Raw genomic sequence first — 25,208 nt, forward strand, 5'->3', positions numbered from 1 at the left:
TTAATCTAATTTATAATTTATTATTCTTTGTTTTTTAGTTTAGTTTATCTAGTATCGGTTGATCTGTAAAAGTTAATTCTGTTTGAGCATTTTCATTAAGTTGCTCAAACACGACAAACTTATTTTCGCCCGCTTTCAACCAACAGCCTGGCACGTAAAGTGTTTGTTGTGGCCCAACTTTCCAGTAGCGTCCAAGATTGTGTCCGTTAACAAATACAATTCCTTTTCCCCAATTTGTCATATCAAGAAAAGTATCGGCTGGTTTATCAATGTTAACTGCAGCTTCATATAAAACTGGTCGTCCAGGTTTTACTGTTTCATTTTTAACAGCTGGAACTTCACTCATCGGCATTTTATACATTTCCCATCCACCGCTAATTTCATATTCATTAATAAATACTGGAGAAATAATACCTTTCGTATTATGCACTATTTCGGCTCCGTAATTAATACGTCCCATATTTTCAACTAGAATTTCTAAAATACCGTTAAAAGGAATAGAAAGGGTCAACTCGTAATTTTTGAAAACTCTATTCAATTCACCCACCTTAACTCCGTTTACATAAACGGTAGCAAAGTCTCTCAATCCCTCAATTTTTAATTTGCCAGAAGAAATTGGCTGCGTAAATCGTTTACGATACAAAACATATCCATTTCCCTGACCTAATTTTTCAAATGTTAAAGGCTGATCATTTACAACAGGTTTTTCTTTTTTAATCCAACTTAAAACATCCATACTTGATTTAACAGGCTGATTAGGATATTTTATAACTGGTATTTTCTCTGGAATTGCTGCTAATTTTGTTTTAGAATACTTTTGCATTACTTCACGAATAGCCATGAATTTTGGCGTTGCCCAACCTGCTTCGCTAATAGGTGCATCATAATCATAGCTTGTAATATCTGGCTGAATATCACTTTCTTCATTATAATTTGCTCCAGAAGTAAATCCGAAATTAGTACCTCCGTGCACCATATAATAATTGAAAGAAACGCCTGCATCAAGGTACTTTTTAGTTTGGCTTGCAATCTCGTCTGATCCAATTTTAATAAATGGTTCTGCCCAATGATCTAGCCAGCCAGAATAAAATTCTGCGACCATGTAAGGTCCTTGTCCTTTATGGAATTTATCAACCTGCTTTTTTAAGTTTTCTATATTGGATTCTCCATTTGCAGTTGGTAATACTCCTTCAACACTTCCACCTTCAAACAACCAAGTGCCGTCAGAAGTAAAAAATGGCTCTGGAAATCCAGTTTCTTTAAGCATGTTGTAAATCGCTGTTTTGTATGCTTTATGATCTTCAGCACTAATATCGGTTCTTTGAGAAACATAAGAACCAAATTCATTTTCCGCCTGAACCATAATAATTGGTCCTCCCTGATTAGCAAAATTTCCTTTTACGACTGCATATAAATGTTCCAAATAAGTTTTACAAGCGTCCAAGAATGCTTTGTTATTGGTACGAATTACCAAATCTTTATTATTTTGCAGCCACCAAGGATATCCTCCAAATTCCCATTCACCACATGCATATGGGCCTGGTCTAAGAATTACATATAATCCTTCACTTTTAGCAATACGTAAAAATTCTGCCAAATCTCTATTTCCCGTTTTAAAATCCCATACACCTGGCTCAATTTCGTGATAATTCCAAAACACATAAGTTGCCACAGTATTCAATCCCATAGCTTTAAGCATTTGCAATCGATGTCTCCAATACTCTTTAGGAATACGCTCATAGTGCATTTCCCCCGAATGTATTTTTATAATTTTCCCATCTTTTTGAAATTCTCCATTAGATATAGAAAATCCTTTTGTTTGAGCCTTTGCGAAAAACGGCATCAAACAAATCAATAATACTCCGAGCTTAAATAATATCTTATTCATTTTTTTTCAGATTATACATTTATAAACTTAAAATGACAAACTTGACTTTAAAGCTTTGTCAAAGTTTGAAACTTTGACAAAGCTGTAACAAGCATTTCACGTTAAGCTATGTGTTAGAAACTAGTTTCTTTCTAAACTCTTTTACCAAGTTTCAAAAGAAAAAGAATCTATGTTTCTATGTGTTTAAAAATATTTAATTCACCAAAATCTCATCCACAAACAACCAAGAGCTTTCTCCTTTTGGACTTTTCTTTAAGTTGCCTCCAATTACTTTTACGAAACGCGCATTTTGTTTTTGGAAATTAATTTTGAAATCTTTCAATTCAGGAACCGGATTTGCTGCATACGGGCGTGTAATTTTTCCAACTTGCGTATATTTAATTCCATCAGTAGAAATCAATACTTTCACTTGAATTGGGAAATTAACTCCTGCGCCTTGGCTTTCTAAAGCTCCTACAGATACTTGTTCAATACTTTCTACTTTTTCAAGATCAATTACCAATTCCATATCATTAACCAACCAAGCCTGCCATTGTCCGTCATGGAAATTTTTGCTTCCGCGAATGGCATTTACCATTGTATTAGCATCTCCTTTATAACTCTGGTTGAAAGGCGTTAAGTATTTCACTTTTTTTGCAAATCCTTTGTGGAAAACAATAGTGTCAGTGTAAGTTTTTCCTACTGGCTTGTCATCTTGAAATAAAGAAGCTTTTAAAATGGTAGTTTCTTTAATTTCAATTGGAGCAACATATTTTACTGCGTGATGATCTATATTTTTATCTCCTAAAACGTAGCGGATATCTGGATTAGGAAACTCATTTTTCAACTCTACTTTGATTTGTTTATTCCCTAAATCAGCTGTAGAAGAAGCGGTTACTAAATATGCGCTTTTCGCATAATTTAATCCTTGATAATCGTAACGTTTGAACATTGAGAATAATCTTGATGTAAAATCATTCCAATTACGTTTCTCTTTCGGACTCCATAATGTTTCTGATAAAGCGGCTAATCTTGGAAAAATCATATATTCAGAATCTTTTGGACCCGCAATATGTTCTGCCCATAAATTTGCTTGTCCGCCCAATACATGTGCTGCTTCCTGAGGTGTCATTGTTGAAACTACAGGATCAAATTTATACACTTCGCTTAACGGATTATAAGCATCAAAAGCTAAAGGTTCTTCATTTTGAGGACCTTGGTAAAAGTTGAAATAACAAGGAGTTTCAGGTGTCATAATTACGTCATGGCCTTGATCTGCTGCTTCAATTCCGCCTTTCATTCCTCTCCAGCTCATTACTGTTGCATCGGGAGCTAAACCGCCTTCTAAAATTTCATCCCAGCCGATAACTCTTTTACCTTTTGAATTGATGTATTTTTCCATACGTTTTACAAAATAGCTTTGTAATTCGTCAACACTTTTTAAATGCTCATCTTTAATTCTTTTTTGGCAGTTTGGACATTTTGCCCAATTCGTTTTAGTCGCTTCATCACCACCAATATGAATGTATTTTGAAGGAAAAATGGTAATTACTTCGTCAATTACATTTTGTAAAAATTCAAAAGTCGATTCTTTTCCTGCACAATAAATATCAGTCAAAGGCCAAACTCCACCCGACGGAACACCAATTCTCTGATTGAAACAAGCCAATTCTGGATAAGCCGCAATAGCACTGCTAACGTGAGCTGGCATTTCAATTTCAGGAATAATTTCGATTCCTTTGGTTGAAGCATATTTTACAATTTCTCTTAATTCATCTTGCGTAAAAAATCCGCCATAAGTTCCTTTTTCGTCAGGATTAGTCGTTAATCTGGCATTCCAGCTTGTATTTTCCTGATCTACTCTCCAAGCACCAACTTCTGTTAGCTTTGGATATTTTTTAATTTCGATTCTCCAGCCTTGATCATCAACTAAATGCAAATGTAAAACATTCATTTTGTGCATTGCTAAACGATCGATTGTAGCCAGAATATAATTTTTATCGAAGAAATGACGAGATAAATCCAGCATTAAACCTCTCCATTTGAAACGTGGTTCATCATTAATTGTTAAGCTTGGAATCTGCCATTTTGCAGAAGTGATCGCATATTTACTTTCGATTGCTTCAGGAAGTAACTGTCTGATGCTTTCTAAAGCGTATAAAAATCCATTATTCCCTTTAGCAGAAATAACAATATGAGTCGGATTTACATCTAAAACGTAAGCTTCATTTTTTAAGTTTGCATCTGTTTTCAATAAAACATAATTACTTGCAGGAGCTTTTGTAGTAACTTCTGGTTTCCATCCTGCAGCAACTTCAAATTTAGAAGCCAAAACATTTGCAGCATCTTTTTGGAAATCACCGTTTACTACAAACTTTGTATCTTTTGTAAATTCAAAAACACCTGTTTTAATAAGAGTCTGACTCGGTTTTGGAATGATATGAATATCACTTTCCGTGTAAACTTTCTGTGCGTACGTAGAAGTTACAAGGACAAGAAAACCGATAATCAAATAAGATTTTATAATTCTCATATTCTAAATTATTTTAAAGAAGGTGTAATTTTAAATTGATATATTTTGTCTTTCAACATTTTTTTTGTTTTTGTTTGTCATTTCGACGTAAGGAGAAACCAGACTAGGGCTTCCTCATACTAATTCACTAATCTTTGTGGAGCTACTTTCGAAGATTTCTCCTTAAGTCGAAATGTCAATACTGTCGAAAAACTTTGTCAAAGATTTAACCTTTAACAAAGTTCTAAACGTGATAATTATTTATCCCAAGACATTTTAAATTTCGCGTCTTCCATTCTGTGGCCTTTCACATCATCAGAAACGGCGTAATTAAATCCTGATCTTAGGCTGTAACCTGCGTATTCACCATTTTTATTCAAAGCAATAAAACCAACTTGCAGGTATTCCATGTCTTTGTGGTTTTTATGTTTGTTGTAAATACGTTCTGTAATTTCTTTACAAGCATCGTAAGGAGATTTACCCTGACGCATTAATTCGACAACCATTGCGCTTCCTGCAGTTCTAATAACAGCTTCCCCCAAACCAGTTGCTGCCGCTGCACCCACTTCGTTATCCAAGAAAAGACCCGCGCCGATTATTGGGGAGTCACCGACGCGTCCGTGCATTTTCCAAGCTGCACCGCTCGTGGTACATCCGCCCGAAAGATTGCCCTCTTGGTCTAACATTAGCATGCTTATGGTATCGTGATTTTCTATATTAATAACTGGTTTGTATTTTGAATCTTCCAGCCATTTTTTCCAGTCTTTTTCAGATTCTGGAGTCAATAAATTTTCTTCTTTAAAACCTTCAGACAAAGCAAACTGCAATGCTCCTTGTCCCGCCAACATAACGTGAGGCGTATTTTGCAACACTCTTTTTGCTACAGAAATTGGGTGCATAATTCCCTGCAAAAAACAAACGGATCCACAATTACTGTTGTGATCCATAATACAGGCATCAAGAGTTACTTTCCCTTCGCGATCTGGATATCCTCCATAACCAACACTGCGAACATTTGGATCTGCTTCAGGTATTTTCATTCCAGCTTCGATTGCGTCTAATGCTGATTTTCCTTCTTTTAAGTTTTTCCAAGATTCTTTATTAGCAGGCAAACCGTGATTCCATGTCGAGATGATAATCGGTTTGGTCTGTTTTTTTTCTTTTGATTCTACTTCTGGTTCATTTTCATGATTTGCAGCAAATCCGCTTACGCCCAAAACAGAACTTATGGCTAATGTGCCTAAAGTCGTTTTCTTAATAAAATCTCTTCTATTTGACATGTCTTTTTGGTTTTAATTCAACTTTCAAAAACAAAATGTTCTTAATAGTTGCTAAATTAATCAGTAATAATTTTTAATCCCAGTAAAATCGACTATAACCCCGCTTTTACGGCTGAAATCGTTTTTAAATTACTATCCGATAAAGCATTTCCGTCAAAAAATGAAACTCCTGTTGCACCATTTTTCTTAGCTAGTAAAATCGCTTCTTTCAATTCTGCATCCGATTTTAATCCTGGAATATAAATTCCTGTATTTACTTTCGTTTGTTTTCCTTCTAAATCAGCTACACCTTGTTTGGTCGCGTAACCAACCCAGTCAATTTCTTCATCATAAAAACTATGATAAATCATTGGATATACTTCGTCAATATTCCATTTATCCCAGCGCTGGCGCACCATATGATCTGCCATTTCAGGATAAGGAAATACTGCTGCAGTCAATTTTTTATTGTGTTTGTGAGCAATTTTATAAGCATCGTCAACCACCGCTTTTACTGCATTTAATCTGAAATTTTTCCATTCCATATCAATTGAAGTATTGTGGCTGTTTTTTGGATTTTTGTGATGTTCTTTTTCGAATTTGCTTACGCAAGCATCGCAATAGCAGAAATCAAATTGTGGCAATTCTACATCTTGAACCAAGTTGTATTTTGGCAATAAACTGATTGGCAGGAAAATATCTGGGAAACGAATGTAATCTAAATGTACGCTTTCGATTCCTTCTACTTTTGCTAAACCTTCAACTAAACCTAAAACGTGATTTCTAGATTCTTCTTTAGTTGGACAAAGCCATTGGTAATAATCTACATAAGGGCGATTATCGAAACAAGATTTTCCTTCTTTGCTTACTTGATACCAATCTGGATGCTGTAAGGCAACTGAATCATTTGGACGATTCATTGCCATAATCCAAGCGTGAACTTTTAGTCCTTCTTTTGTTGCAAGCGGAACTAATCTTGCTAATAGTTTCGGATCTGTTTGCGTGTTGATTAAAACTTCGTCGATTCCGCCGTCTTTGTATTTTTTGAATTCTTTCGAATAATCTGTATCCGATTTTTTGGCATCAGCAGTCGTCCAAACTCCAAAAGTGAATTTTCCGTTTTCCTGATCTTTATTTTCTTTTTGTCCGCACGAGAATAAACTCAGCGAAAGCGCAAAAACTAAAACTTTTGACAGCTTTTGTAAGTTATTCGTTCGTAATAATTTTACCATCTTCTTTAATTATTAAGGTTTTGTTTGAAAAAGGACTTTTTACCAAGATATTAAATCCTGATGAATGATTTTCTAAAACTGGTTTTAAAGTCTTTCCGTCAACAATTATATTTTTCGAGCTGATACTTTGTAATGATTTTGCCCAAGATTTATTTTTATCGAAATATCTCTTTTGAGCACGATATAAAGTATACAGTTCCCACTTTACTTTTTCTTCTTGTGGAATTGTAAATTTATCGTCGCTTTCTTTTGAAGAGAAGTATACATAAGCCCATTTTTCGGGCTCATGCATATTTATCACTCCCATAGGCGACCAAACCCAATTGTATTCTGGGAGAAACTTTCCTTCTGAATCTTTTTTACGTTCGTATTTTCCGTCAACAACTGAATGCTGCCAATTTACCCTAGAGAAATTGACTTTCCAGAATTTATCTTTTGGAACAATATTATCGTGATAAGATGTTTTATAAACCGACCACGGAATGGCAATTTCTAATGTCCAGCCTTTGTCTATGTCTGAAGCATTATTTAAAGTTCCGTCTACTTTTACAGCCGATTTTAAACCTGTAATATTCCAATCGTTTAAAACCGTATTCTTTTCTCTGTAAGGTTTATTTATGAATAAATCCCAAGCAGTGTTTAAAGCATTTATTTCCAATTCATAATAATTGTGCGTGTCATTATCCGGATCGATAAAAACCTCAAAATCATTATTGTAAAAAATAATCGTGTCGCGTTGTCTTAGATTTGCCCAAACGTGAGGTTCTTCTATTTTTGCCAGAATATAGTAGTAATTATCGTCCCAAAGCATTTTGACTTGAGTATTGTATTTTGGCTTTTCAACGCCTTCTATGTCGACAAAAGGTGTTGTCCAATCTGCTTTTTCCCAGTCTTTATCTGCCCCGTCTCCATCAATAACAATTTCTTTTGAAGTCTTATACGCAATATAACTTTTTGGTGTAACCCCTTTTTCAGATTGCGAATAACCCATCAATCCAACAAAAAAAACGGCTAGGGACAATAATTTACTTCTACTATGCATCTTTATATTATAAACTATTTTCTTTTGTAAACTGAATTACTTCACTTAATTTTCCGAAAGCGATTGCTACGTGAGTATCTGCCGCACCGTAGTAAACTGCCAATTTATCTTCTTCAATATCGTGTAAAGCCGCACATGGGAAAACTACGTTTGGAACGTCTCCAACCATTTCATAAGTCTCTGCTGGACCTAATAAATAAGGCTGTGTTCTGTATTTTACTTGATCTGGAGAATCAACATCCAATAGAGCAGATCCCATAGCGTAACGGAAACCGTTGCAAGTATTGATAACTCCGTGGTAAATCATTAACCATCCTTCGTCAGTTAAGATTGGAATTGGTCCTGCTCCCACTTTTGTACATTGCCAAGCGCTTTGCTCAAACGGACTTGGTTTCATAACCAATCTATGTTCTCCCCAATATTTCATGTCTGGGCTGTAGCTGATCCAGATATCTCCGAAAGGCGTGTGTCCGTTATCACTTGGACGGCTTAACATGGCGTATTTTCCGTTGATTTTTTGTGGGAATAAAACTCCGTTTCTGTTGAATGGTAAAAAGGCATTTTCGCATTGGAAAAATTCTTTAAAATCGAAAGTATAACCAATACCAATTGTTGGTCCGTTGTAACCGTTACACCAAGTAATCCAATAACGATCTTCAATCCAAACTACGCGAGGATCATATTTATAAGCAGATTCGATCATTTCTGTATTTCCAGACTGCATTACAATTGGTTCGTGGTTGATATCCCAATTGATACCATCTTTACTGAAACCAGCAAAAATATTCATCTGAACCGCTTTATTATCACATCTGAAAACCCCAGCATATCCGTCTCCAAAAGGTACAACTGCACTATTGAATATACTGTTTGATGAAGGAATCGAATATCTGTCGATAATTGGATTCTCAGAATATCTCCACATTACATCTTTACTGTTTTCGGGTCTGTCTTGCCAAGGAATAGTACTCATTTTTTGTTTTTTTTATTTATTAGTTTTTTGTTTTTTATTCTTTTTTAAACACATAGAGACATAGTTTTGCTTTGTCTATAAAAGGCGTTTTACTTGTTTAAATAAATATAGCGTTACCGCCAATCTTGCGTTACCGTAGTTGAAACTACGGGCTATGTTCAAAACTATGTGTTAGAAACTAGTTTCTTTATTTTTCCTATTCAACATCAAAAAAAATCTATGTTTCTATGTGTTTAAATTCTTATCTCAATTAAAGAAATCTTGCTTCTTGCTTCTAAAATCTTTCTCCTCTCTAATCTACTCTTCAATCTTCCTAACTCTATCCAGCCACGTAAACTTCAACACTGTAGTGGTCACTAAGAAAACCGCTAAAGCAACTCCCGCTTTCGGATAATCTCTAATGATGAAATAAATCGGAAGCAGAATCATGCTTGACTGCCAAATAATTCCGATTACACAATTCATCATATCTAAATAGAAATCATTATTTTTTTGGAAAGATTGATCTTCTGCTTTTAATTGTTTGTAAACTGGATTCCAGAATCCCCAAGGTCTAACGTTGCTGTAGAACGATTTTAGAACTTCCATATCGGTTGGTTTGCTTAGGTAAGTTCCTAAAAGACAGCCTAAAATTGACATTCCGAAAATTAATGGAAACAAGTAAATCGATGGCACTTGCGAAAGATCATGCAAGAACGTTCCAGCTGTTAAATTTCCTTTATTTTGATCTAAAATAAACTGAAGAGAAGCTGCAATTAATCCGCCGACCATTCCCCAGAAATAACCCCATCCGTTAAAACGCCACCAAATCCATTTTAAGAAGTTGGCTGCCACGTAACCTCCGTACAAAGCACTTGTAATCCAAAGTGTTAGTGAGTTGATAGAATCTGCAAAGAATCCCATGAAAACTCCAAGACCAACAACTAAGAAAGAAGAAATCTGACTTACTTTGATATAATGTTTATTTGAAGCAACTGGCTTGAAGTATTTTTTATAAATATCATTTACAATATAAGCTGGTCCTGCATTTACGAAAGCAGAGAATCCAGACATGAAGGCAGCTAATAATCCCGCTAAAAGAATTCCTTTAATTCCAACTGGAATATAAAGATTCACCACTTTTGGCATTAACAATTCTAAATCTGCTCCTGTTAGGTTAACATTTGCATTTAATTCTGGTGCTAAATTCACTAAAGCAATAACTACAATTCCTGTAATCAATAAATATCTAGGAATGAATAAAATCAAATTCGTGAAACCACTCATGTAAGCTGCTTCTTTTACCGATTTTGTAGAAAGCACACGCTGTAAATCATAACTTGGAGTTGGCCCTGCAACGCTGGCAAAGAAACCTTTGAATAAAGTCATTCCGATGAAAGCGCCGAACATTTTGTAACCTTCTGTATCAATTAATCGGTTGAAAGTTTCGAATTTATCGCTCCATTGCGTTTCAAATTCCCATCCGAAGAAAACATTTTTCCATTCTGGTGTAATCACCGAATTGATTTGAATATCTGTATAATTAATGAATGCGTAACCAGCGATTAAAACTCCGGCAACAATCATAATAATATATTGCACTACTTCTGTCGCAACTACAGAAAACATTCCTCCCTTAACGGTATAAATTGTAGTTAAGAAGATAATTAATAAAGCGTAAGCTTGTTCTGAAGTCAAGAAAACTCCTCCATTCATGTGAACTGTTAAATCCCATGGAAGAATAATAGTTACAAATTTCCCGATTCCAACGAAGAAATAAGCAATGAAACCAATTGTAGAAATTATCGCAAAAATGGCAACAATAATATGTGATGCTTTTCCAGCCTGATCACTTCCAAAACGAGTTAAAATCCATTCAGAACCTGTCATTACTTTTGATCTTCTAATCCAGACTGCGAGGAACATCATGACGAAAATCTGATTCCAAATCGGCCAAAGCCACATAAACATGAAGCTTTTTACTCCATACAAAAATAAAACTCCAATCATCCAGGAAGTTCCTGAAACATCAAACATTCCTGAGCCATTGCTCAATCCTAAAAAATACCATTTGATTGATTTCCCTCCAAGGAAATAATCGTCTAGACCTTTTGATGCTTTTCTTGAAATCCAGATTCCTATACCAACCGAGAGTACGATATAGATTAAAATGATTGATACGTCTATAATGTTCATTAAATTATTTATTTTGAATTAGTTAGTTCAGACCCCAGTTTTTGTTTGGTTGCGCTCCCATCACAAAATGAAGTACGCCGCCTTTTAGCATTTCTTGGTGAGAAATTGCTGTTTTATTAAATGCTTTTCCGTTTAAAGTAGCCGATTGGATATAAAAGTTTTTGTTTGAAACATTCTCTGCTTCGATTACAAAAGTTTTTCCATTTGGAAGATTCAAGGTTGATTTCTCAAAAATCGGACTTCCAATTTCGTATTCTCCTGAAGCCGGATTCATTGGGTATAATCCCATTGAACTGAATACATACCAAGCAGACATTTGTCCGCAGTCTTCGTTTCCGCTCAGACCATTTGCTGTTGTATTATATTGCGTGTCTAAAATATGGCGTACCCAATATTGCGTTCTCCAAGGCTGACCCGCATGGTTAAACATATAAGCAATGTGGTGGCTAGGTTCATTTCCGTGTGCATATTGTCCGATCAAACCAGAAATATCTGCCGAGACGTTGTTTCCTGTAATTTCAGAACTTTCTGTAAATAGTTGCTCCAAACGTTTAGTAAAAATGTCATTTCCGCCATGAAGCTTAATAAAATTGTCAACATTATGAGGCACAAACCAGCTGTGCTGCCAAGCATTTCCTTCAGTATAATCTGTATGTTCTCTGTGGTTTGAATGTTTTGGATCGAAAGGTTCGTTCCAAGATTTTCCATCTTCAGATTTTCCTCTCATGAAACCTGATTTTGAATCAAATAAATATTCATAAGCTTTTGCACGTTTTGAGAAAAACTCATAATCAGCTTGTTTTCCTAAAGCTTTCGCCATTTGAGCCACACACCAATCATCGTAAGCGTATTCTAAAGTAATGGTAACCGATTCGTCTAATAAATTATAAGGAATGTAACCGTATTTTTTGTAGAAGTTCAATCCTCGTTCGTCCTGCATCATTGTTGCTTTCATGGCTTCAAAAGCTTTTTCGGCATCAAAACCTTTAATACCTTTTAAATAAGCATCTGCAATAACTGGAATCGAATGATATCCTGTCATTGTGTTGGTTTCATTTGCATATAATGTCCAAACCGGAAGTATCTTTTTTGTTTCGTAATACGCTAACATTGAATTAACCATATCAGAAACTCTATTTGGATCTAAAATAGTAAGTAGCGGATTTTCAGCTCTAAACGTATCCCAAAGAGATAAAGTAGAATAAGCTGTATAATTTTTTGAAGTAACAATTTTATCGTCTTCAGTTCTAAACTGTCCGTTTTTATCGCTGTAAGTTACGGGCGCAACTTGAGCGTGATATAAAGCAGTGTAAAAAATGGTTTTTAGAGAATCAACTGGAGTTTCAACTGTAATTTTACTTAAAGCTTTATTCCAGATATTAGATGCATCTGTTTTTACTTTTTCAAACTGTTGATCTTTATCTAAATTATCTTTCGCATTAGCGATACTTACAGAAGAAAGCGCCACTTTTACGCCTAATTCTTTAGAATTTTTAGGATCGAAGAATAATTGCAGAGCGGTATTTTCTCCTTCTGCACTCTTTGCTGAAACTACTTTTTTGTCAGCTGTGATAATAGATTCTGTAATTGGTTTAGAAAACTTGGCTACAAAAAATACTTTCTGATTTTTTGCCCAGCCTGTACTGTAACGGTAACCGCTGATCGTATTTTCGTCTTCAACTGTAATGGCAGTTTTTGTCGCTTTATCCCAATTAATAGCAAAACCTAAATCGACAACAACAGATTGTTTGTCGTTATTATTATAGGTATACTTATGGTATGCGGTTCTTTGAGTAGAAGTTAATTCTACATTGATCTTAGGATCCTCAAGAAAAACTTGGTAAGAACCCGGTGTTGCTTTTTCGTTAACATGATTATATTTTGATTTATACGGTAGGAAATCGCGTGAAGTGGCCTTGGCGGTTAAGTCTAACTTTTTGTTTGTCGGCATAAATAAAATATCTGCCAAATCACCGATTCCTGTCCCGCTTAAATGTAAATGACTAAATCCAGAAATTATAGAATCAGAATAATGATAACCCGAGCACCAATCCCAGCTCGAAATTCCATTATCCGGACTTACTTGCAGCATCCCAAAAGGAACCGTTGCGCCCGGATATGTATGTCCGTGACCACCAGTACCTATAAAAGGATCTACATAATTTGTTGCAAAACTTTCTTTATGTTGATTTTTATCTACATTTATTTTGCAACTTGCAGTAAAAATTACCGTAAGAGAAAGCAGAGTAATTTTCCTCATATCAAAACAATATTAATTTAACTTTAAATTTAGATAAATTCAACTTTTACCAAAATATTTTTAGACGGACGACATTTAAACAGCTCTAAACATCAAAAAATAGTAACAAACGACATTTTAAATTAACAATATGATTTTTAACTCAAGCAAACCTTACAGCTTACCTATACGCTATCATGTTTACTTTTGGCTGACGTATTTTGTGTTCAACACATTCCGTTGGGGAAGCTATTTTAACGATTATCTTTATTCATTAAAAACCACTTTACTCGGATTTCCTATTCACATGGCATTGTGTTATCTAAATATTTTAGTTTTAATGCCGAATTTAGTTTACCGAAAAAAATACTTCCTATATATAGTAACCGTTTTATCTGCAATTTTTGTAATGGTGGTACTCAAATTTAATTTGACTTATTTACTGATTACGCACGATGTTTGGCCCGAAGGCCCGCAAACCATCAGCACGCTTACACTAAATTATACTATAGATATGATGATGGGAGAATTGTATGTAATGACTTTCGTTACCGCAATTAAAATTACTCTAGATTTCTTGAAAGAACAAAGACGTGTAACAGATTTAGAAAAATCTCAGCTAGAAACCGAATTATTGTTTTTGAAGTCTCAGATTTCTCCGCACTTTTTCTTTAATACCTTAAATAATATTTATTCACTTTCTGTAGAAAAATCAAACAAAACTCCAAAAATCGTTTTGAAGCTTTCTGAATTGATGCGCTATATGCTATATGAAACAAAAGGCAAAAAACAGACTTTGGAAAATGAGATTATGTGTATTCAGAATTATCTGGATTTGGAAAGAATTAGAAACGGAGAGCGTTTAGAAGTTGACATGTCTATTTCGGGGGATATTCATGATAAAGAAATTTCTCCCGTTTTACTTTTGACTTTTGTCGAAAATGCATTTAAACATGGTGTTAATAAAAACACTGGAAATGTTCTCATAGATATCAGGTTTAAAGTAAAAGGCGATTATTTATATTTCACAATTTCAAACCCTATGCCCGAATTTACCGTACATAAAGATAATTTTAACAAGGCAAGTGGTATAGGTATAGAAAACGTAAAAAAAAGACTTGAATTAGGATACAATAAAAGTGACTATAAGCTTTCATTTAAAAATAAAAAGAATATTTTTGTCGTTAAACTAGTTATAAAAGTTACGTAATCCCGTTTTTAACTGTTTTGAAAATTTCCCCTACAAAAACCAAATACTGGCCCAAAAATAATATTACAAATGAAAATAAAGTGTTTAATTATCGATGATGAGCCATTGGCAATAAACGTTATTAAGAGTTATATTGAGCAGATTGAAGATTTAGAATTAGTAAATACATTTAGTAATTCTATTGAAGGATTAAATTTCTTGAAAAACAATACCATTGATGTAATTTTTCTAGACATAAATATGCCTGTTTTAGACGGTATTAATTTTATTAAAAGTTTAGAAAATCCCCCTTTGCTTATTATTACAAGTGCTTACGATCAGTTTGCAATTGAAACTTACGAGCTTGATGTTTTAGATTATCTGGTAAAACCAATTGAGTTTCCGAGATTAATGAAAGCGGTAAACAAAATCAACAAACGTCTTAATAATGCAAGTAAGCTTCCGCAGGAAAACAGCAAAGAGAACCCTTTTATTTTCGTGAAAATCGACAAGAAAAAAATGAAGAAGATTTTCTTAAACGAAATTTTGGTAATCGAAAGTTTAAAAGATTATTTAAAAATCAGTACAACTTCAGGGAAATTTATCATTCACAGCACTTTATCTGATTTCACTAGTTTGTTACCCGAAAGAGATTTTATCAGAATCCACAGATCATATACAATTGCGATTGACAAAATTGATGCCGTTGAAGGAAACAGTATTGAAATTGAAGGACTTCGATATGTTATAGGAAGATCTTATATAGACGAAGTAAAACAAAAAATCCTGAATTCTTCCATATAAAGTTTTAACCGCAAAGCACGCTAAGATTTACGCAAGGTTCGCAAAGTTTATTCAAAGCTTTGCGAACTTTTTTTATACTCTTTTTAGACCAAGCAAAAAGTCTTAGCGCCCTTTGCGTAAATCTTAGCGTGCTTTGCGGTAAAAAAATATATAAAAACGAAAATGCGGCCAACCACGACCGCATTTTCTCTCAATTATAGGTAACTAACCAAAATAAACCATGAAATAGTCTATTATCTTTATTGCTGCAAAAGTTTAGAAATGATATCTTTTGAACGCTTCGATAGCCGAATAATCTGCTAAACCTAAGCTGTGATATTTTTCTGCAGTCAATCTATTTCTGTCTTCAACTCGAACCCAAAACTCTCTGCTATCATCACCTTGAAACATAACGCCGTCTTTTTGAGACTGGTGATAAAAAATTGCATGTCGTTTCTTTAAAACCTGATCAGGACTCATTGGTACTGCCATGTCAATTTGGTACGATTCCCATTCATGCCATGCGCCTCTGTAAAGCCAAACCCAACAATCGTCCATAAAGCTTTTGTGTTTTAGTCTTTTCAAAGCTTCAAATAAGCTATCCAGACACACTTTATGAGTTCCGTGCGGATCTGCTAAATCTCCAGCGGCATAAATTTGATGCGGTTTTATTCTTTCAATAATGTCACACATAATGTCAACATCTGCATCTGAAAGATTATTCTTTTTAACTGTTCCAGTTTCATAAAACGGAAGATCTAAAAAGTTTACATTTGAATCTGGCAAACCAATGTAGCGAGTCGCTCCATAAGATTCGCTTCTTCTTATTAATCCTTTTAATTTTCTAACTTCTGGCGAATCCATTTCTGTTCCAGTTCTGTTTTTAAGGAAATCAATAATTTCCTCAGAAACTTCAGAATTCGAATTCAACGCTTTAGAAATCTCTGCAAACTTCAATGCTTCTTCATTAGAAACTGCAATATTTCCAGAAGTTTGGTACGCAACATGAACCTCGTGTCCTTGCTCTACCAAACGGTCGAATGTTCCTCCCATCGAAATCACATCATCATCTGGATGCGGACTGAAAATAATTACTCTTTTCTTCTCTGGAGTAGACCGTTCTGGTCTGTATGTATCGTCAGCATTTGGTTTTCCGCCTGGCCAACCTGTGATGGTTTGCTGCATTTTATTAAACATTTTAATGTTCAAATCGTATGCAGTTCCTTCTTCCGTCAAAAGGCTCGACATTCCATTGTCGTTATAATCTTTATCCGTTAGTTTCAGGAAAGGTTTCTTCGTTAACTCACTTAACCAAGCCACCGCTTTTAATTTTAATTCGTCTGTCCAAACACAAGATTTCACCAGCCAAGGCGTTTTTACTCGTGTCAATTCAGACGAAGCTTCTGTATCCAGAACAAATGTTGTGTTGTGATGCTCTTGTAAATACGTAGCTGGAACGTGCGAAGAAACTTCTCCTTCGATTGTCTTTTTTATAATTCCTGCTTTACTGATTCCCCAACCTAGTAAAACAATTCTTTTTGCGTTTCTAACGGTTCCAATTCCCATTGTAATGGCTTTTCGCGGAACATTGTCAATTCCCAAAAAAGAAGAAGCCGCATCGACACGAGTCAAATGATCCAAAGTAATACTTCTGGTTCCTGAATTAACATGAGAACCTGGCTCATTAAACCCAATATGTCCTGTTCTACCGATTCCTAAAAGTTGAAAATCTAAACCTCCATAAGAGATAATTTTCATCTCGTAATCGATACAATATTGTTGTAATTCCTCGGCACTCACCTGCCCGTCTGGAATATTGATATTTTTCGGAAGAATATTTACATGATTGAATAAATGTTCGTGCATAAAATGATAATAACTCTGAATATCATTTTTATCCATCGGATAATATTCATCTAGATTGAAAGTAACTACGTTTGCAAAACTAAGCCCTTCCTCTTTGTGCATTCTAACCAATTCTTCGTAAACCTTAATTGGCGAAGAACCTGTAGCCAAACCTAAAACACAAGGTTCGTTTAGCTCATTTTTTCTCTGAATTAAATTGGCGATTTCTTGAGCCACCAACAAAGATGCCTCTTGCGATGATTCGAAAATAACATTATGAATTCTTTCAAAACGAGTTTCTTCAAACTTTCCTGCTTCTCTAAAACCTATATCTTCTTTAATCATATGCCTTGCCATTTAATTTCTAAGTTAAAAGTAGAATTAAATTATCCGTTCTAAACAAAAATTCGACTAATAACGACTGCGCTTCGGCAAAAGACAAAATAAGAATGTTAAGCTATTTTTAAAGTTTCTAAAAAAGTAATTATTCCACAACTCCAATTTCAGCAATTGAAACAGTCTGCCCTTTTCCTACAGCTGCTGTAGCGACAAACTTCAAAAATCTTGCTTTTACTGCAGTAAAACTCTTAATTTGTTCAATTGGGTTATGTTTGATATTTGAGAATTCTCCTTCTGATTGTTTGTCCCAATAAAAACTGTCTACACTTGTATACAGTTCATAATTTGAAATCAAATTTAAATTGTTACCAACCTGTTGCGGCGTATAAGTAAAACCTTTAATGCTGACCAATTCTCCCATATCTATAACAACAGTTTGAGGCAGTTTATTTTCATCATTTCCAAATCCCCAATCTGTGTTTGCATCTCCATCAATAATTCGTTCTACTGATTTATCATCTCCACTCGAAACCGAAATCACTTTCCATTTTTCTTTAGAAACACCATATTTAGCCGTTTTTACCGCACTATTAATTTTCTCTTTCGTATTTCTCGAAATGGCTTTGATTTCTACCGCTTTATTGTAAGTAAAAGGAGCTTTATATAAAACACTTTTTTCTGAAGGATTTTTTCCGTCAAGCGAATAATAAACTGCATTTCCATCTTCCGATTTAATCGTAACCAAACCATTTTTGTCGCGAAGAATCTGTGGCTCCTTTACAAAAGTTGGCGCATTATATGCCTCAATTGTATTGATTACAAATCCAGCTTTTGCATCTAAAATATTAACTCTAATTGCAGAAGCTGTAACGCGGTCTAAGCGAAGAATTCTTTTATAGCCAATTGTAGTTTCGTTAGCAATAGTTTTCCATTGTCCGTTTACTTTTGCTTCAACCGAAAATGCTTTCACACGTTGTCCAAGCTTAATATATTCCTGAAGTAAAATTCTATTGATCGCAGTTGGCTTTTTAAATGTAAATTCGATTGTTGCCTGTTTTACTTTATCGTCTGTTGCCCAATACGTATCTTTATTTCCATCAACAACATTTTGAGGACCAAAATTAGAATCGTTTGCACGAATGTTCGAAGCCTGAACCTGAGTTTCTGCTAAAAGTTCTTTTTTGAAATCGGCTTTGATTGTTGCTACTAATTCTTTTAATCTTTCTTCATCATTTTCATGAACCAAACCACGTCTATCAACTGGCAGATTTAGTAATAAAGTTGCATTTCGTCCAATCGATTCATAATAGATATCTACCATTTCGTCAAGAGAACGGACTTTATCATCTTCAACCGAATGATAAAACCATCCCGGTCTGATCGAAACATCAGCTTCACCAGGAACCCATTTTTCGCCATCTTCATGTCCAGACATAAATTCGGTGTAATGTACTTTTCCAGCCAACTCATCTTTTTGGCGTAATAACGACCAATTGGTTTTTCCTGCACGACCTTCTTCATTTCCAATCCATCTTGCTTCTGAAGGCCCAACTCCCCAAACCAATGTTTTTGGTGCGATACTGTAAATTAACTTATAAGTTTCGTCCCAATTATAATACGTAAGCGAATTGATTTTTCTAGTTTCATTTGCACCTCCGTAATAGCCGTCTCCACCGTTTGCACCATCAAACCACATTTCAAAGACATCTCCGTAATTGGTCAGTAATTCTTTTAACTGATTTCTGAAATACGTAATGTATTCAGGTTTGCCATATTGCGGATGATTTCTATCCCAAGGCGAAAGATATAATCCTAATTTTAAATCGTATTCTTTGCAAGCTGCAGCTAATTCTTTAACCAAATCACCTTTCCCGTTTTCCCAAGGAGAATTTTTCACAGAACGTTCCGTATAAGCAGAAGGCCATAAACAAAATCCGTCATGATGTTTGGCAACTAAAATAATTCCTTTCATTCCAGCTTCTTTTACCACGCGTGCCCATTGACGAACATCTAATTGCGACGGATTAAAAAGTTCTGGCGATTCGTCTCCGTAACCCCATTCTTTATTGGTAAAAGTATTTAATGAAAAATGCACAAAAGCATAAAATTCCATTTCCTGCCAATCGATTTGTTTCTGCGTCGGAACTGGTCCTAAAGGTTTTGGCGCATTCGCAAATTCCTGACTTGAAGCATTAGAAATTACACCAAAAAGACATAAGGAAAGGAATATTTTTTTCATTGCTGATCTTCTTTAAAATAGTCTATAAAGCATAAATGTACTATAAATTGAAATCTGTTGTGCAGAATTTCGACCAACAGCAGATTTTAAAGCGTTTTGGTTTAAAATGATTTTATTTAAATAATTCATCTGAGTATACTATTTTAAAACAACTGTTTTTTGAAGTTCTCTAAAAAACAAAGCCCAAATCTGTAGATTTAGGCTTTATTAGTATATTTTGATTGTAGTCTTACAACTTGAATATTTTATTTACAGAGAAAATGTATTGCTTTAATTATCAAAAGCAATATCAGCTTAGTTGCCAACAACTGCTTTTAAAGCTATATATTTTCCAATATCTTTAAAGTTATGTCCTTTTTCTCTCATAGCTTTAATGAAAGTTGGCGTTGCACCAACCGCTTTTGCCCCCACAACATCATCTAAATCTAGATCTGAAAAACCAAGATCCTTATATTCCTTAATTAAATCTGCGGTGATATTTTGTGATTTTAAAGCCGTAAGATTTTCAGACGAAATGTTTTTATAACCTACTTTTTCGAATTGACCAGCATATTCTGGAGTTACATTTAAAGCTTTTAAAGCAATTAAGTCGTCGTTTGAAAGATCATTATAACCCATTTTCTTAAAAGAATCAATATAAGCTTTATCTATGTTTAAAGCTTTGAAAGCAACAATATTGTCCTCATCTTCTTCTCCATTTTCATTCTTTTTTGCTTTTGCCGAAGAACGGTAATCATTAATATACTTTCCGTCAATATTCTGAGATTTTAAAGTGATCAGATTTTCTGGTGAAACATTTTTATAACCCGATTTAATAATATCTTCAATAAAAGCTTTATCAATATTTAATGATTTAAGAGGTATCAGCGTTTCAATATCAATATTTCCAATTCCAGCATCTTTCATAGAATTGATGTAATCTTCATTTACGTTTAAAGCCGCTAACGGAATTAATTGCTCTTTGTCTACATTTTTATATCCTTTTTTATGCAGCATTTTTACATACGAAGTTTTTATGTCTATCATAAAGAAAACCATAAGATCTGTATCTTCTGCCAATGTAACGCCTTGCGCAGCCATTTCTTTGGTGAAATTTTTATTGGCAACAAATTTATATGTTCCCATTCCGCTGTTTCCTTCAAATTTTCCGGTAAAGTTCATTGTTCCCGCTTCACGTACTAGAGAAAATGTCCCTTGTTTATCTTTTGATAATCCGCTAAATTCACTAATATCAAAAGTGAAAGAAGAATTGCTATGCTCATCGTTTTTAAATTGCATATTTACCGTATTGCCCTCAATTGTGGCGAACCAGTTTCCTTCTGTTTCAACTCCTTTGTGAGCATTTGATTGCGCTTTTGTTTCTTCGTTTTTAAGAGTCGAAGTTAGCGTCTGACTTTGCGCTGCCGGTTGATTAAAAAGGCAGGCAAACAATACCAATAATGGTAACAGGAAAAAATATTTCCATGTTGTGTTTACGTTTGATTTTTTTGAATTCATCATAATGATTCGTTTTTTGAGTAATGATTGATTATAATTAGTTGTAAGACTCAAAGGAAATTGTGGCGCCGCTACTTTAAGCAGGCTAAATTGATAACTTTCTTTTTCTACGCTACCTTGTTGTAGCATTTCGTTATCAGTCAAAAATTCAAGATTACTTTCTAATGCTTTTCGCCATTGCCAAGCAAAAGGATTAAACCACTGAAAAACAAGTACGATTTCTGCAAGCAAAAGATCAATAGTATGTTTTTGCTCAATGTGAATTTTTTCATGCAGCAAAATCTGATTGTACGTTTCCCATTCGTATTTTTCAGGATTTATAAAAATATTATTAGCAAAAGAACAAGGTGCTTTATCACCTGTTATTTCGACAATTCTAAATTTTCCATCCCGAATAATCTCTGATGTGTACGCTCTGTAAAATAATATAACAGCTTGCATCAAAAAATTAAGCGCAAAAACAACGACACCAAACCAATACAAATAAATTATCCACTGCATGACCAAAGCCATATTAAATTGCTGCTTTGTTTCATTTACTAAAACTTCATTTACAGGAAGTGTTTTCACCTCAGCAGTTGATTCTTTTGCAACTGTTTTTGTTATGGAAGGAATAGCTGCAGTTACCTTCTGTTTTTGAAGGGAGAATTGCTGCGGAATCGGAAGCAACGGCAAAGTAAAAGCTACTACCATGCAGGCAAGCAAAACAAATCTATTCAAATTATAAAAAGTTTCTTTCTGCAAAAGCAGCTTATAGAACATAAGACAAGCAAAAAGAATAAGCGCTGTGTATAGAATATAAGGTATCATATGGAATCTTTTTTTATCATGTTTACGATTTCGTCCAATTCATTTTCGGTTAATTTTTGCTCTTTAGCAAAAAAGGCAAGCATTCGTGGATACGAATTATCAAAATATTGACTCACAATATCTTTCAGCGCAAATTGTTGATATTCTTCTCTTTGAATTACTGGGAAAAAGCAATGCATATTCCCTATTGTTTCCCTTTTTAGAAATCCTTTTTCTTCTAATATTTTGACAATCGTCGCAACACTATTATAATGTGGTTTCGGATCTGGCAACAATGGAATAATATCTCTGATGAAGGCTTTGTTTAAATCCCAAAAAACCTGCATAATCTGTTCTTCTCGTTTGGCTAATTTTATCATAGTAGAAATCTTTTGACAAATATAACTACTAATTAATTAGTAGCAAAACTAATTGATTAATATTTATACTAATTAATTAGTTAAACTAGTAATGACGGGACATTCAGATAATGCTTTTTTTTATTTAATGATTTAAAAAAGAAGCCATTATAACCTAAAAAGTGAAGTTTAGATACAAAAATCAAGATATTTTTGATCTATTAAATTGATGAAACCGGAAATTCGTAGAAAAAATTCAGGAGAAAGAAGGAAAGAATAAACTTTCTTTTTTTGCCAATTCCTGACTAGAAGATTGAATATTTTATTTTAGTCTTCCAAGCTAATCTTCTTAGTCCTAATTTTCGAAATCGAAATCAAAATCACAGACAAAACCACAAAAGCAATTAGAACAAAAACTCCATTTACGAATGCTGTTTGCAATCCAAGTTTTGTAACATCAATAAAAGGATAAGGATAAAAGTTGGAAATAAAACCATGAAATATGGTATAAATCATGTAAATAATTGGGTAAACTAACCAAAACCAAATGGCTTTAAAAGAGATTTTTTCTGGACTTACAAAAAACAGCCAATAAAAGAAAAACAAAGTCGGTACGACAGCATGAAAAATTTCGCTTACAATTCGATGATGTCCTTGCAAATCGACAATAGAACGAAGAAGTAAATTGAAAACAATGCCAACAATCAAAATATAAACTGTTATTGCAGTGATTGTGGTACATTTTCTAAAGAAAGTATTTATGGTATTTTTCCCGCCAAACAACAACATGGCAGTACAAATGAAAACTACAGAATTTGTGGTAATGGTAAAGAAACTAAAAAAGCGAACTGCAGCACTAAAAAAGGTAAATTGGCCTCCTTCTAATAATAAATAAAACTGCGTTGGCAAAGCGTACAATTCGAGAGCAAAAATAATACCCAGCAAAATTTCCCCTTTAATTGTCGTGGTATTTTCTTTTTCCATATTTCACTTAAAGTCAGATTACTAAAGTAACGATTTTATTCGAAATATTTACATGACTCTTTTCTGTTTTTCGCTTTCTAAAATAGTTTTTTCAAGTCGTGACAACTGTGTTTTTTCCTGTTTGGCACTCATAATCCAATGAATCATCACTTTCTTGTAGGAAGGAGCTTGTTTTTCAAAAAATTCCCAAGCGACTTTATTGCTTTTAAACTCTTTTTCATAAGATTCTAAAAGCGGAACTGGCTCTTTTTCGTGCGAATAAATCTTAGACTTATTTTCGGTTCTAAAACTAAAAGCTTTCAAGCCCGCATCGGTCATTAATCCAGCTTTAGTCAAATCTTCCATTTTCTGAATATTAATCGCACTCCAAATGCTAGAAGGTTTTCTCGGAGTAAATCGAATTGTATAACTATCCTTGTCAATAGATTTTCTGACACCATCAATCCACCCAAAACAAAGTGCCTGATCTACAGATTCTGGCCAGCTTAGAGAAGGTTTTCCGCTTGTTACTTTATAAAAACCAACCAAAAGCTCTTTTTCGTTTTGATGGTTTTTCTCAAGCCATTTTCTAAATTCTGATTGATGTGCGAAGAAAGTTGGTGTCATCTATATCTATTTTTTTTTTAATAAAACCTTATAATAATTTTTCTGTTTTAGCTAAGAAATCTTCTGTAACGGTTTCAATATTGATGTTCATTCTTTCAGCCAAAACCGTCAGCCACCAAATGGATTCCCCAATTTTATGCTTTAATTCTTCTTCTGTATTTGCTTTTGGCCATCTCCCTTGCTGTGACATGACGTGGCGGCCAACTAACCCTGCATCGGTTAAAAAAGCCAAGGCATCTTCTTCTATCGTCCATTCGCTTCCGTGATGCGCTATTTCCAATTCGTGATAACGCTTTCTTATCTCAACAGAACGTTGTTTTAATTCTTCAAAATTTAATGATGCCATAATTTAGTTTTTAGTAAATAATTCTTTAAATGCAATCGGACTTACATTTGTTTTCTTTTTAAAAAGTTTATTGAACGACTGCGGATGCTCAAAACCTAATTTATAGGCAATTTCAGAAACTGAAAGAGTTCCTTTTGCAATATATTCTTTTGCTTTTTCAATCAATTTATCATGAATGAACTGTTGCGTGTTTTGACCCGAAATACTTCTCAGTAAATCACTCAAATATCTGGACGACAGTTGTAATTCGTCGGCAACATATTGCACCGTTGGCAGACCATTTTCTAAAGGTTTATCGGTATTGAAATAATCATTTAACAGATTTTCTAATTTAGACAGAATGTCATTATTGACTGCTTTTCGCGTAATAAATTGCCGATTATAAAAGCGATTGCTGTAATTAAGCAAAAGTTCGATCTGCGAAATAATAACATCCTGACTAAAATTGTCTATACGTTCATTCAATTCATCCTTAATATTATTAAAAACTCCTAGAATAGTTTCTTTTTCTTTCTCTGAAAGATATAAAGCTTCAGAAGCCGAATAAGAAAAGAATCCATATTTTTTAATAGCCTCATTAAGCGCATAAGGTCGGAAAAAATCAGGATGAATATTCAATGACATTCCGCTGTAATCGGCTTCTTCATCCTGCATTTTCAAAACTTGTCCCGGAGACACAAATGACATTCCGCCTTCTTCAAAATCATAGAAACCATGTCCATAGCGCAATTTACCAGTAAAGTTTGTTTTAAAAGATATTTTATAGAAATCCAGAATAATTCCGTTTTCAAAATCTTCAGGGTCAAAAATCGCTTCACCATAATTCAGGATGCTAATCAGCGGATGCATTGGCTTTGGTTGTCCCATCGCTTTATGCAACTCCGAAATCGAATTAAATATCCTTGGCTGATTTTTCATTTTTATGAATTAAAT

General features: G+C 34.2%; 18 protein-coding genes. 2 read left to right on the forward strand and 16 right to left on the reverse strand.

What is annotated here, in order from left to right:
- Positions 1-34: 34 nt before the first annotated feature.
- The 8 genes from OD917_RS05810 to OD917_RS05845 all read right to left on the reverse strand — a co-directional run bounded on the left by OD917_RS05810 (position 35) and on the right by OD917_RS05845 (position 13,320).
- Positions 35-1,888: a glycoside hydrolase family 35 protein gene (locus OD917_RS05810; RefSeq protein ID WP_263522606.1), complete on the reverse strand. Its 1,854-nt coding sequence runs from the start codon at positions 1,886-1,888 to the stop codon at positions 35-37.
- Positions 1,889-2,081: 193 nt separating this feature from the next.
- The gene (locus OD917_RS05815) at positions 2,082-4,400 is read right to left on the reverse strand and encodes a beta-N-acetylhexosaminidase (RefSeq protein WP_263522607.1); all 2,319 of its coding nucleotides are present in this window, start codon (positions 4,398-4,400) and stop codon (positions 2,082-2,084) included.
- A gap of 236 nt (positions 4,401-4,636) precedes the next feature.
- Complete coding sequence (locus OD917_RS05820) at positions 4,637-5,659, reverse strand: isoaspartyl peptidase/L-asparaginase family protein (RefSeq protein ID WP_111425716.1); 1,023 nt, start codon at positions 5,657-5,659, stop codon at positions 4,637-4,639.
- A 92-nt stretch (positions 5,660-5,751) separates the two neighbouring features.
- Positions 5,752-6,870, reverse strand: a complete 1,119-nt coding sequence (locus OD917_RS05825; RefSeq protein WP_263522608.1) for a putative glycoside hydrolase — start codon at positions 6,868-6,870, stop codon at positions 5,752-5,754.
- Entirely contained in the window at positions 6,845-7,912 is a 1,068-nt protein-coding gene (locus tag OD917_RS05830; RefSeq protein ID WP_263522609.1) for a carbohydrate-binding family 9-like protein, read from the reverse strand. The genes OD917_RS05825 and OD917_RS05830 overlap by 26 nt, the downstream gene beginning before the upstream one ends.
- A 7-nt stretch (positions 7,913-7,919) precedes the next feature.
- The gene (locus tag OD917_RS05835) at positions 7,920-8,885 is read right to left on the reverse strand and encodes a glycoside hydrolase family 130 protein (RefSeq protein WP_263522610.1); all 966 of its coding nucleotides are present in this window, start codon (positions 8,883-8,885) and stop codon (positions 7,920-7,922) included.
- A 297-nt stretch (positions 8,886-9,182) separates the two neighbouring features.
- Positions 9,183-11,060: a sodium:solute symporter family protein gene (locus OD917_RS05840; protein WP_263522611.1), complete on the reverse strand. Its 1,878-nt coding sequence runs from the start codon at positions 11,058-11,060 to the stop codon at positions 9,183-9,185.
- Positions 11,061-11,082: 22 nt separating this feature from the next.
- The gene (locus OD917_RS05845) at positions 11,083-13,320 is read right to left on the reverse strand and encodes a GH92 family glycosyl hydrolase (RefSeq protein ID WP_263522612.1); all 2,238 of its coding nucleotides are present in this window, start codon (positions 13,318-13,320) and stop codon (positions 11,083-11,085) included.
- A gap of 130 nt (positions 13,321-13,450) precedes the next feature.
- Between OD917_RS05845 and OD917_RS05850 the strand changes: the two genes are divergently transcribed.
- Entirely contained in the window at positions 13,451-14,509 is a 1,059-nt protein-coding gene (locus OD917_RS05850) for a sensor histidine kinase (RefSeq protein ID WP_263522613.1), read from the forward strand.
- Between the two features lie 69 nt (positions 14,510-14,578).
- Positions 14,579-15,292, forward strand: coding sequence for a LytR/AlgR family response regulator transcription factor (locus OD917_RS05855; protein WP_111289793.1), 714 nt, complete (start codon positions 14,579-14,581; stop codon positions 15,290-15,292).
- A gap of 255 nt (positions 15,293-15,547) precedes the next feature.
- On the opposite strand, the gene nagB is transcribed toward OD917_RS05855, so the two are convergent.
- From nagB to OD917_RS05895, 8 genes are all read right to left on the reverse strand, one after another.
- On the reverse strand, positions 15,548-17,461 hold the full coding sequence (gene nagB / locus OD917_RS05860; protein WP_263522614.1) for a glucosamine-6-phosphate deaminase: 1,914 nt from the start codon (positions 17,459-17,461) through the stop codon (positions 15,548-15,550).
- 139 nt (positions 17,462-17,600) lie between these two features.
- Positions 17,601-19,694, reverse strand: coding sequence for an alpha-L-fucosidase (locus OD917_RS05865; RefSeq protein ID WP_263522615.1), 2,094 nt, complete (start codon positions 19,692-19,694; stop codon positions 17,601-17,603).
- A 294-nt stretch (positions 19,695-19,988) separates the two neighbouring features.
- A complete protein-coding gene (locus tag OD917_RS05870) occupies positions 19,989-22,001 on the reverse strand; it encodes a M56 family metallopeptidase (protein ID WP_263522616.1) in 2,013 nt (670 codons plus the stop codon).
- The gene (locus OD917_RS05875) at positions 21,998-22,360 is read right to left on the reverse strand and encodes a BlaI/MecI/CopY family transcriptional regulator (RefSeq protein WP_263522617.1); all 363 of its coding nucleotides are present in this window, start codon (positions 22,358-22,360) and stop codon (positions 21,998-22,000) included. Before OD917_RS05875 ends, OD917_RS05870 begins: the two co-directional genes overlap by 4 nt.
- Positions 22,361-22,666: 306 nt before the next feature.
- Positions 22,667-23,323 carry a Pr6Pr family membrane protein gene (locus OD917_RS05880; protein ID WP_263522618.1) on the reverse strand — a complete coding sequence of 219 codons (657 nt, stop codon included), beginning with the start codon at positions 23,321-23,323 and terminating at the stop codon, positions 22,667-22,669.
- 48 nt (positions 23,324-23,371) lie between these two features.
- Positions 23,372-23,929, reverse strand: coding sequence for a YdeI/OmpD-associated family protein (locus OD917_RS05885; RefSeq protein ID WP_263522619.1), 558 nt, complete (start codon positions 23,927-23,929; stop codon positions 23,372-23,374).
- Positions 23,930-23,957: 28 nt separating this feature from the next.
- A complete protein-coding gene (locus OD917_RS05890) occupies positions 23,958-24,275 on the reverse strand; it encodes a MazG-like protein (protein ID WP_263522620.1) in 318 nt (105 codons plus the stop codon).
- A 3-nt stretch (positions 24,276-24,278) separates the two neighbouring features.
- On the reverse strand, positions 24,279-25,193 hold the full coding sequence (locus OD917_RS05895) for a helix-turn-helix domain-containing protein (protein WP_263522622.1): 915 nt from the start codon (positions 25,191-25,193) through the stop codon (positions 24,279-24,281).
- Positions 25,194-25,208 lie beyond the last annotated feature (15 nt).

It is taken from the genome of Flavobacterium sp. SH_e, assembly GCF_025717045.1.
Taxonomy (GTDB): Bacteria; Bacteroidota; Bacteroidia; order Flavobacteriales; family Flavobacteriaceae; genus Flavobacterium.

Coding starts and splice junctions, on each gene's coding strand:
- OD917_RS05855 (WP_111289793.1), top strand. CDS start 14,579: ATGAAAATAAAGTGTTTAATTATCGATGATGAGCCATTGGCAATAAAC.
- OD917_RS05810 (WP_263522606.1), bottom strand. CDS start 1,888: ATGAATAAGATATTATTTAAGCTCGGAGTATTATTGATTTGTTTGATG.
- OD917_RS05820 (WP_111425716.1), bottom strand. CDS start 5,659: ATGTCAAATAGAAGAGATTTTATTAAGAAAACGACTTTAGGCACATTA.
- OD917_RS05845 (WP_263522612.1), bottom strand. CDS start 13,320: ATGAGGAAAATTACTCTGCTTTCTCTTACGGTAATTTTTACTGCAAGT.
- nagB (WP_263522614.1), bottom strand. CDS start 17,461: ATGATTAAAGAAGATATAGGTTTTAGAGAAGCAGGAAAGTTTGAAGAA.
- OD917_RS05825 (WP_263522608.1), bottom strand. CDS start 6,870: ATGGTAAAATTATTACGAACGAATAACTTACAAAAGCTGTCAAAAGTT.
- OD917_RS05870 (WP_263522616.1), bottom strand. CDS start 22,001: ATGATACCTTATATTCTATACACAGCGCTTATTCTTTTTGCTTGTCTT.
- OD917_RS05880 (WP_263522618.1), bottom strand. CDS start 23,323: ATGGAAAAAGAAAATACCACGACAATTAAAGGGGAAATTTTGCTGGGT.
- OD917_RS05865 (WP_263522615.1), bottom strand. CDS start 19,694: ATGAAAAAAATATTCCTTTCCTTATGTCTTTTTGGTGTAATTTCTAAT.
- OD917_RS05840 (WP_263522611.1), bottom strand. CDS start 11,060: ATGAACATTATAGACGTATCAATCATTTTAATCTATATCGTACTCTCG.
- OD917_RS05895 (WP_263522622.1), bottom strand. CDS start 25,193: ATGAAAAATCAGCCAAGGATATTTAATTCGATTTCGGAGTTGCATAAA.
- OD917_RS05885 (WP_263522619.1), bottom strand. CDS start 23,929: ATGACACCAACTTTCTTCGCACATCAATCAGAATTTAGAAAATGGCTT.
- OD917_RS05835 (WP_263522610.1), bottom strand. CDS start 8,885: ATGAGTACTATTCCTTGGCAAGACAGACCCGAAAACAGTAAAGATGTA.
- OD917_RS05850 (WP_263522613.1), top strand. CDS start 13,451: ATGATTTTTAACTCAAGCAAACCTTACAGCTTACCTATACGCTATCAT.
- OD917_RS05830 (WP_263522609.1), bottom strand. CDS start 7,912: ATGCATAGTAGAAGTAAATTATTGTCCCTAGCCGTTTTTTTTGTTGGA.
- OD917_RS05875 (WP_263522617.1), bottom strand. CDS start 22,360: ATGATAAAATTAGCCAAACGAGAAGAACAGATTATGCAGGTTTTTTGG.
- OD917_RS05815 (WP_263522607.1), bottom strand. CDS start 4,400: ATGAGAATTATAAAATCTTATTTGATTATCGGTTTTCTTGTCCTTGTA.
- OD917_RS05890 (WP_263522620.1), bottom strand. CDS start 24,275: ATGGCATCATTAAATTTTGAAGAATTAAAACAACGTTCTGTTGAGATA.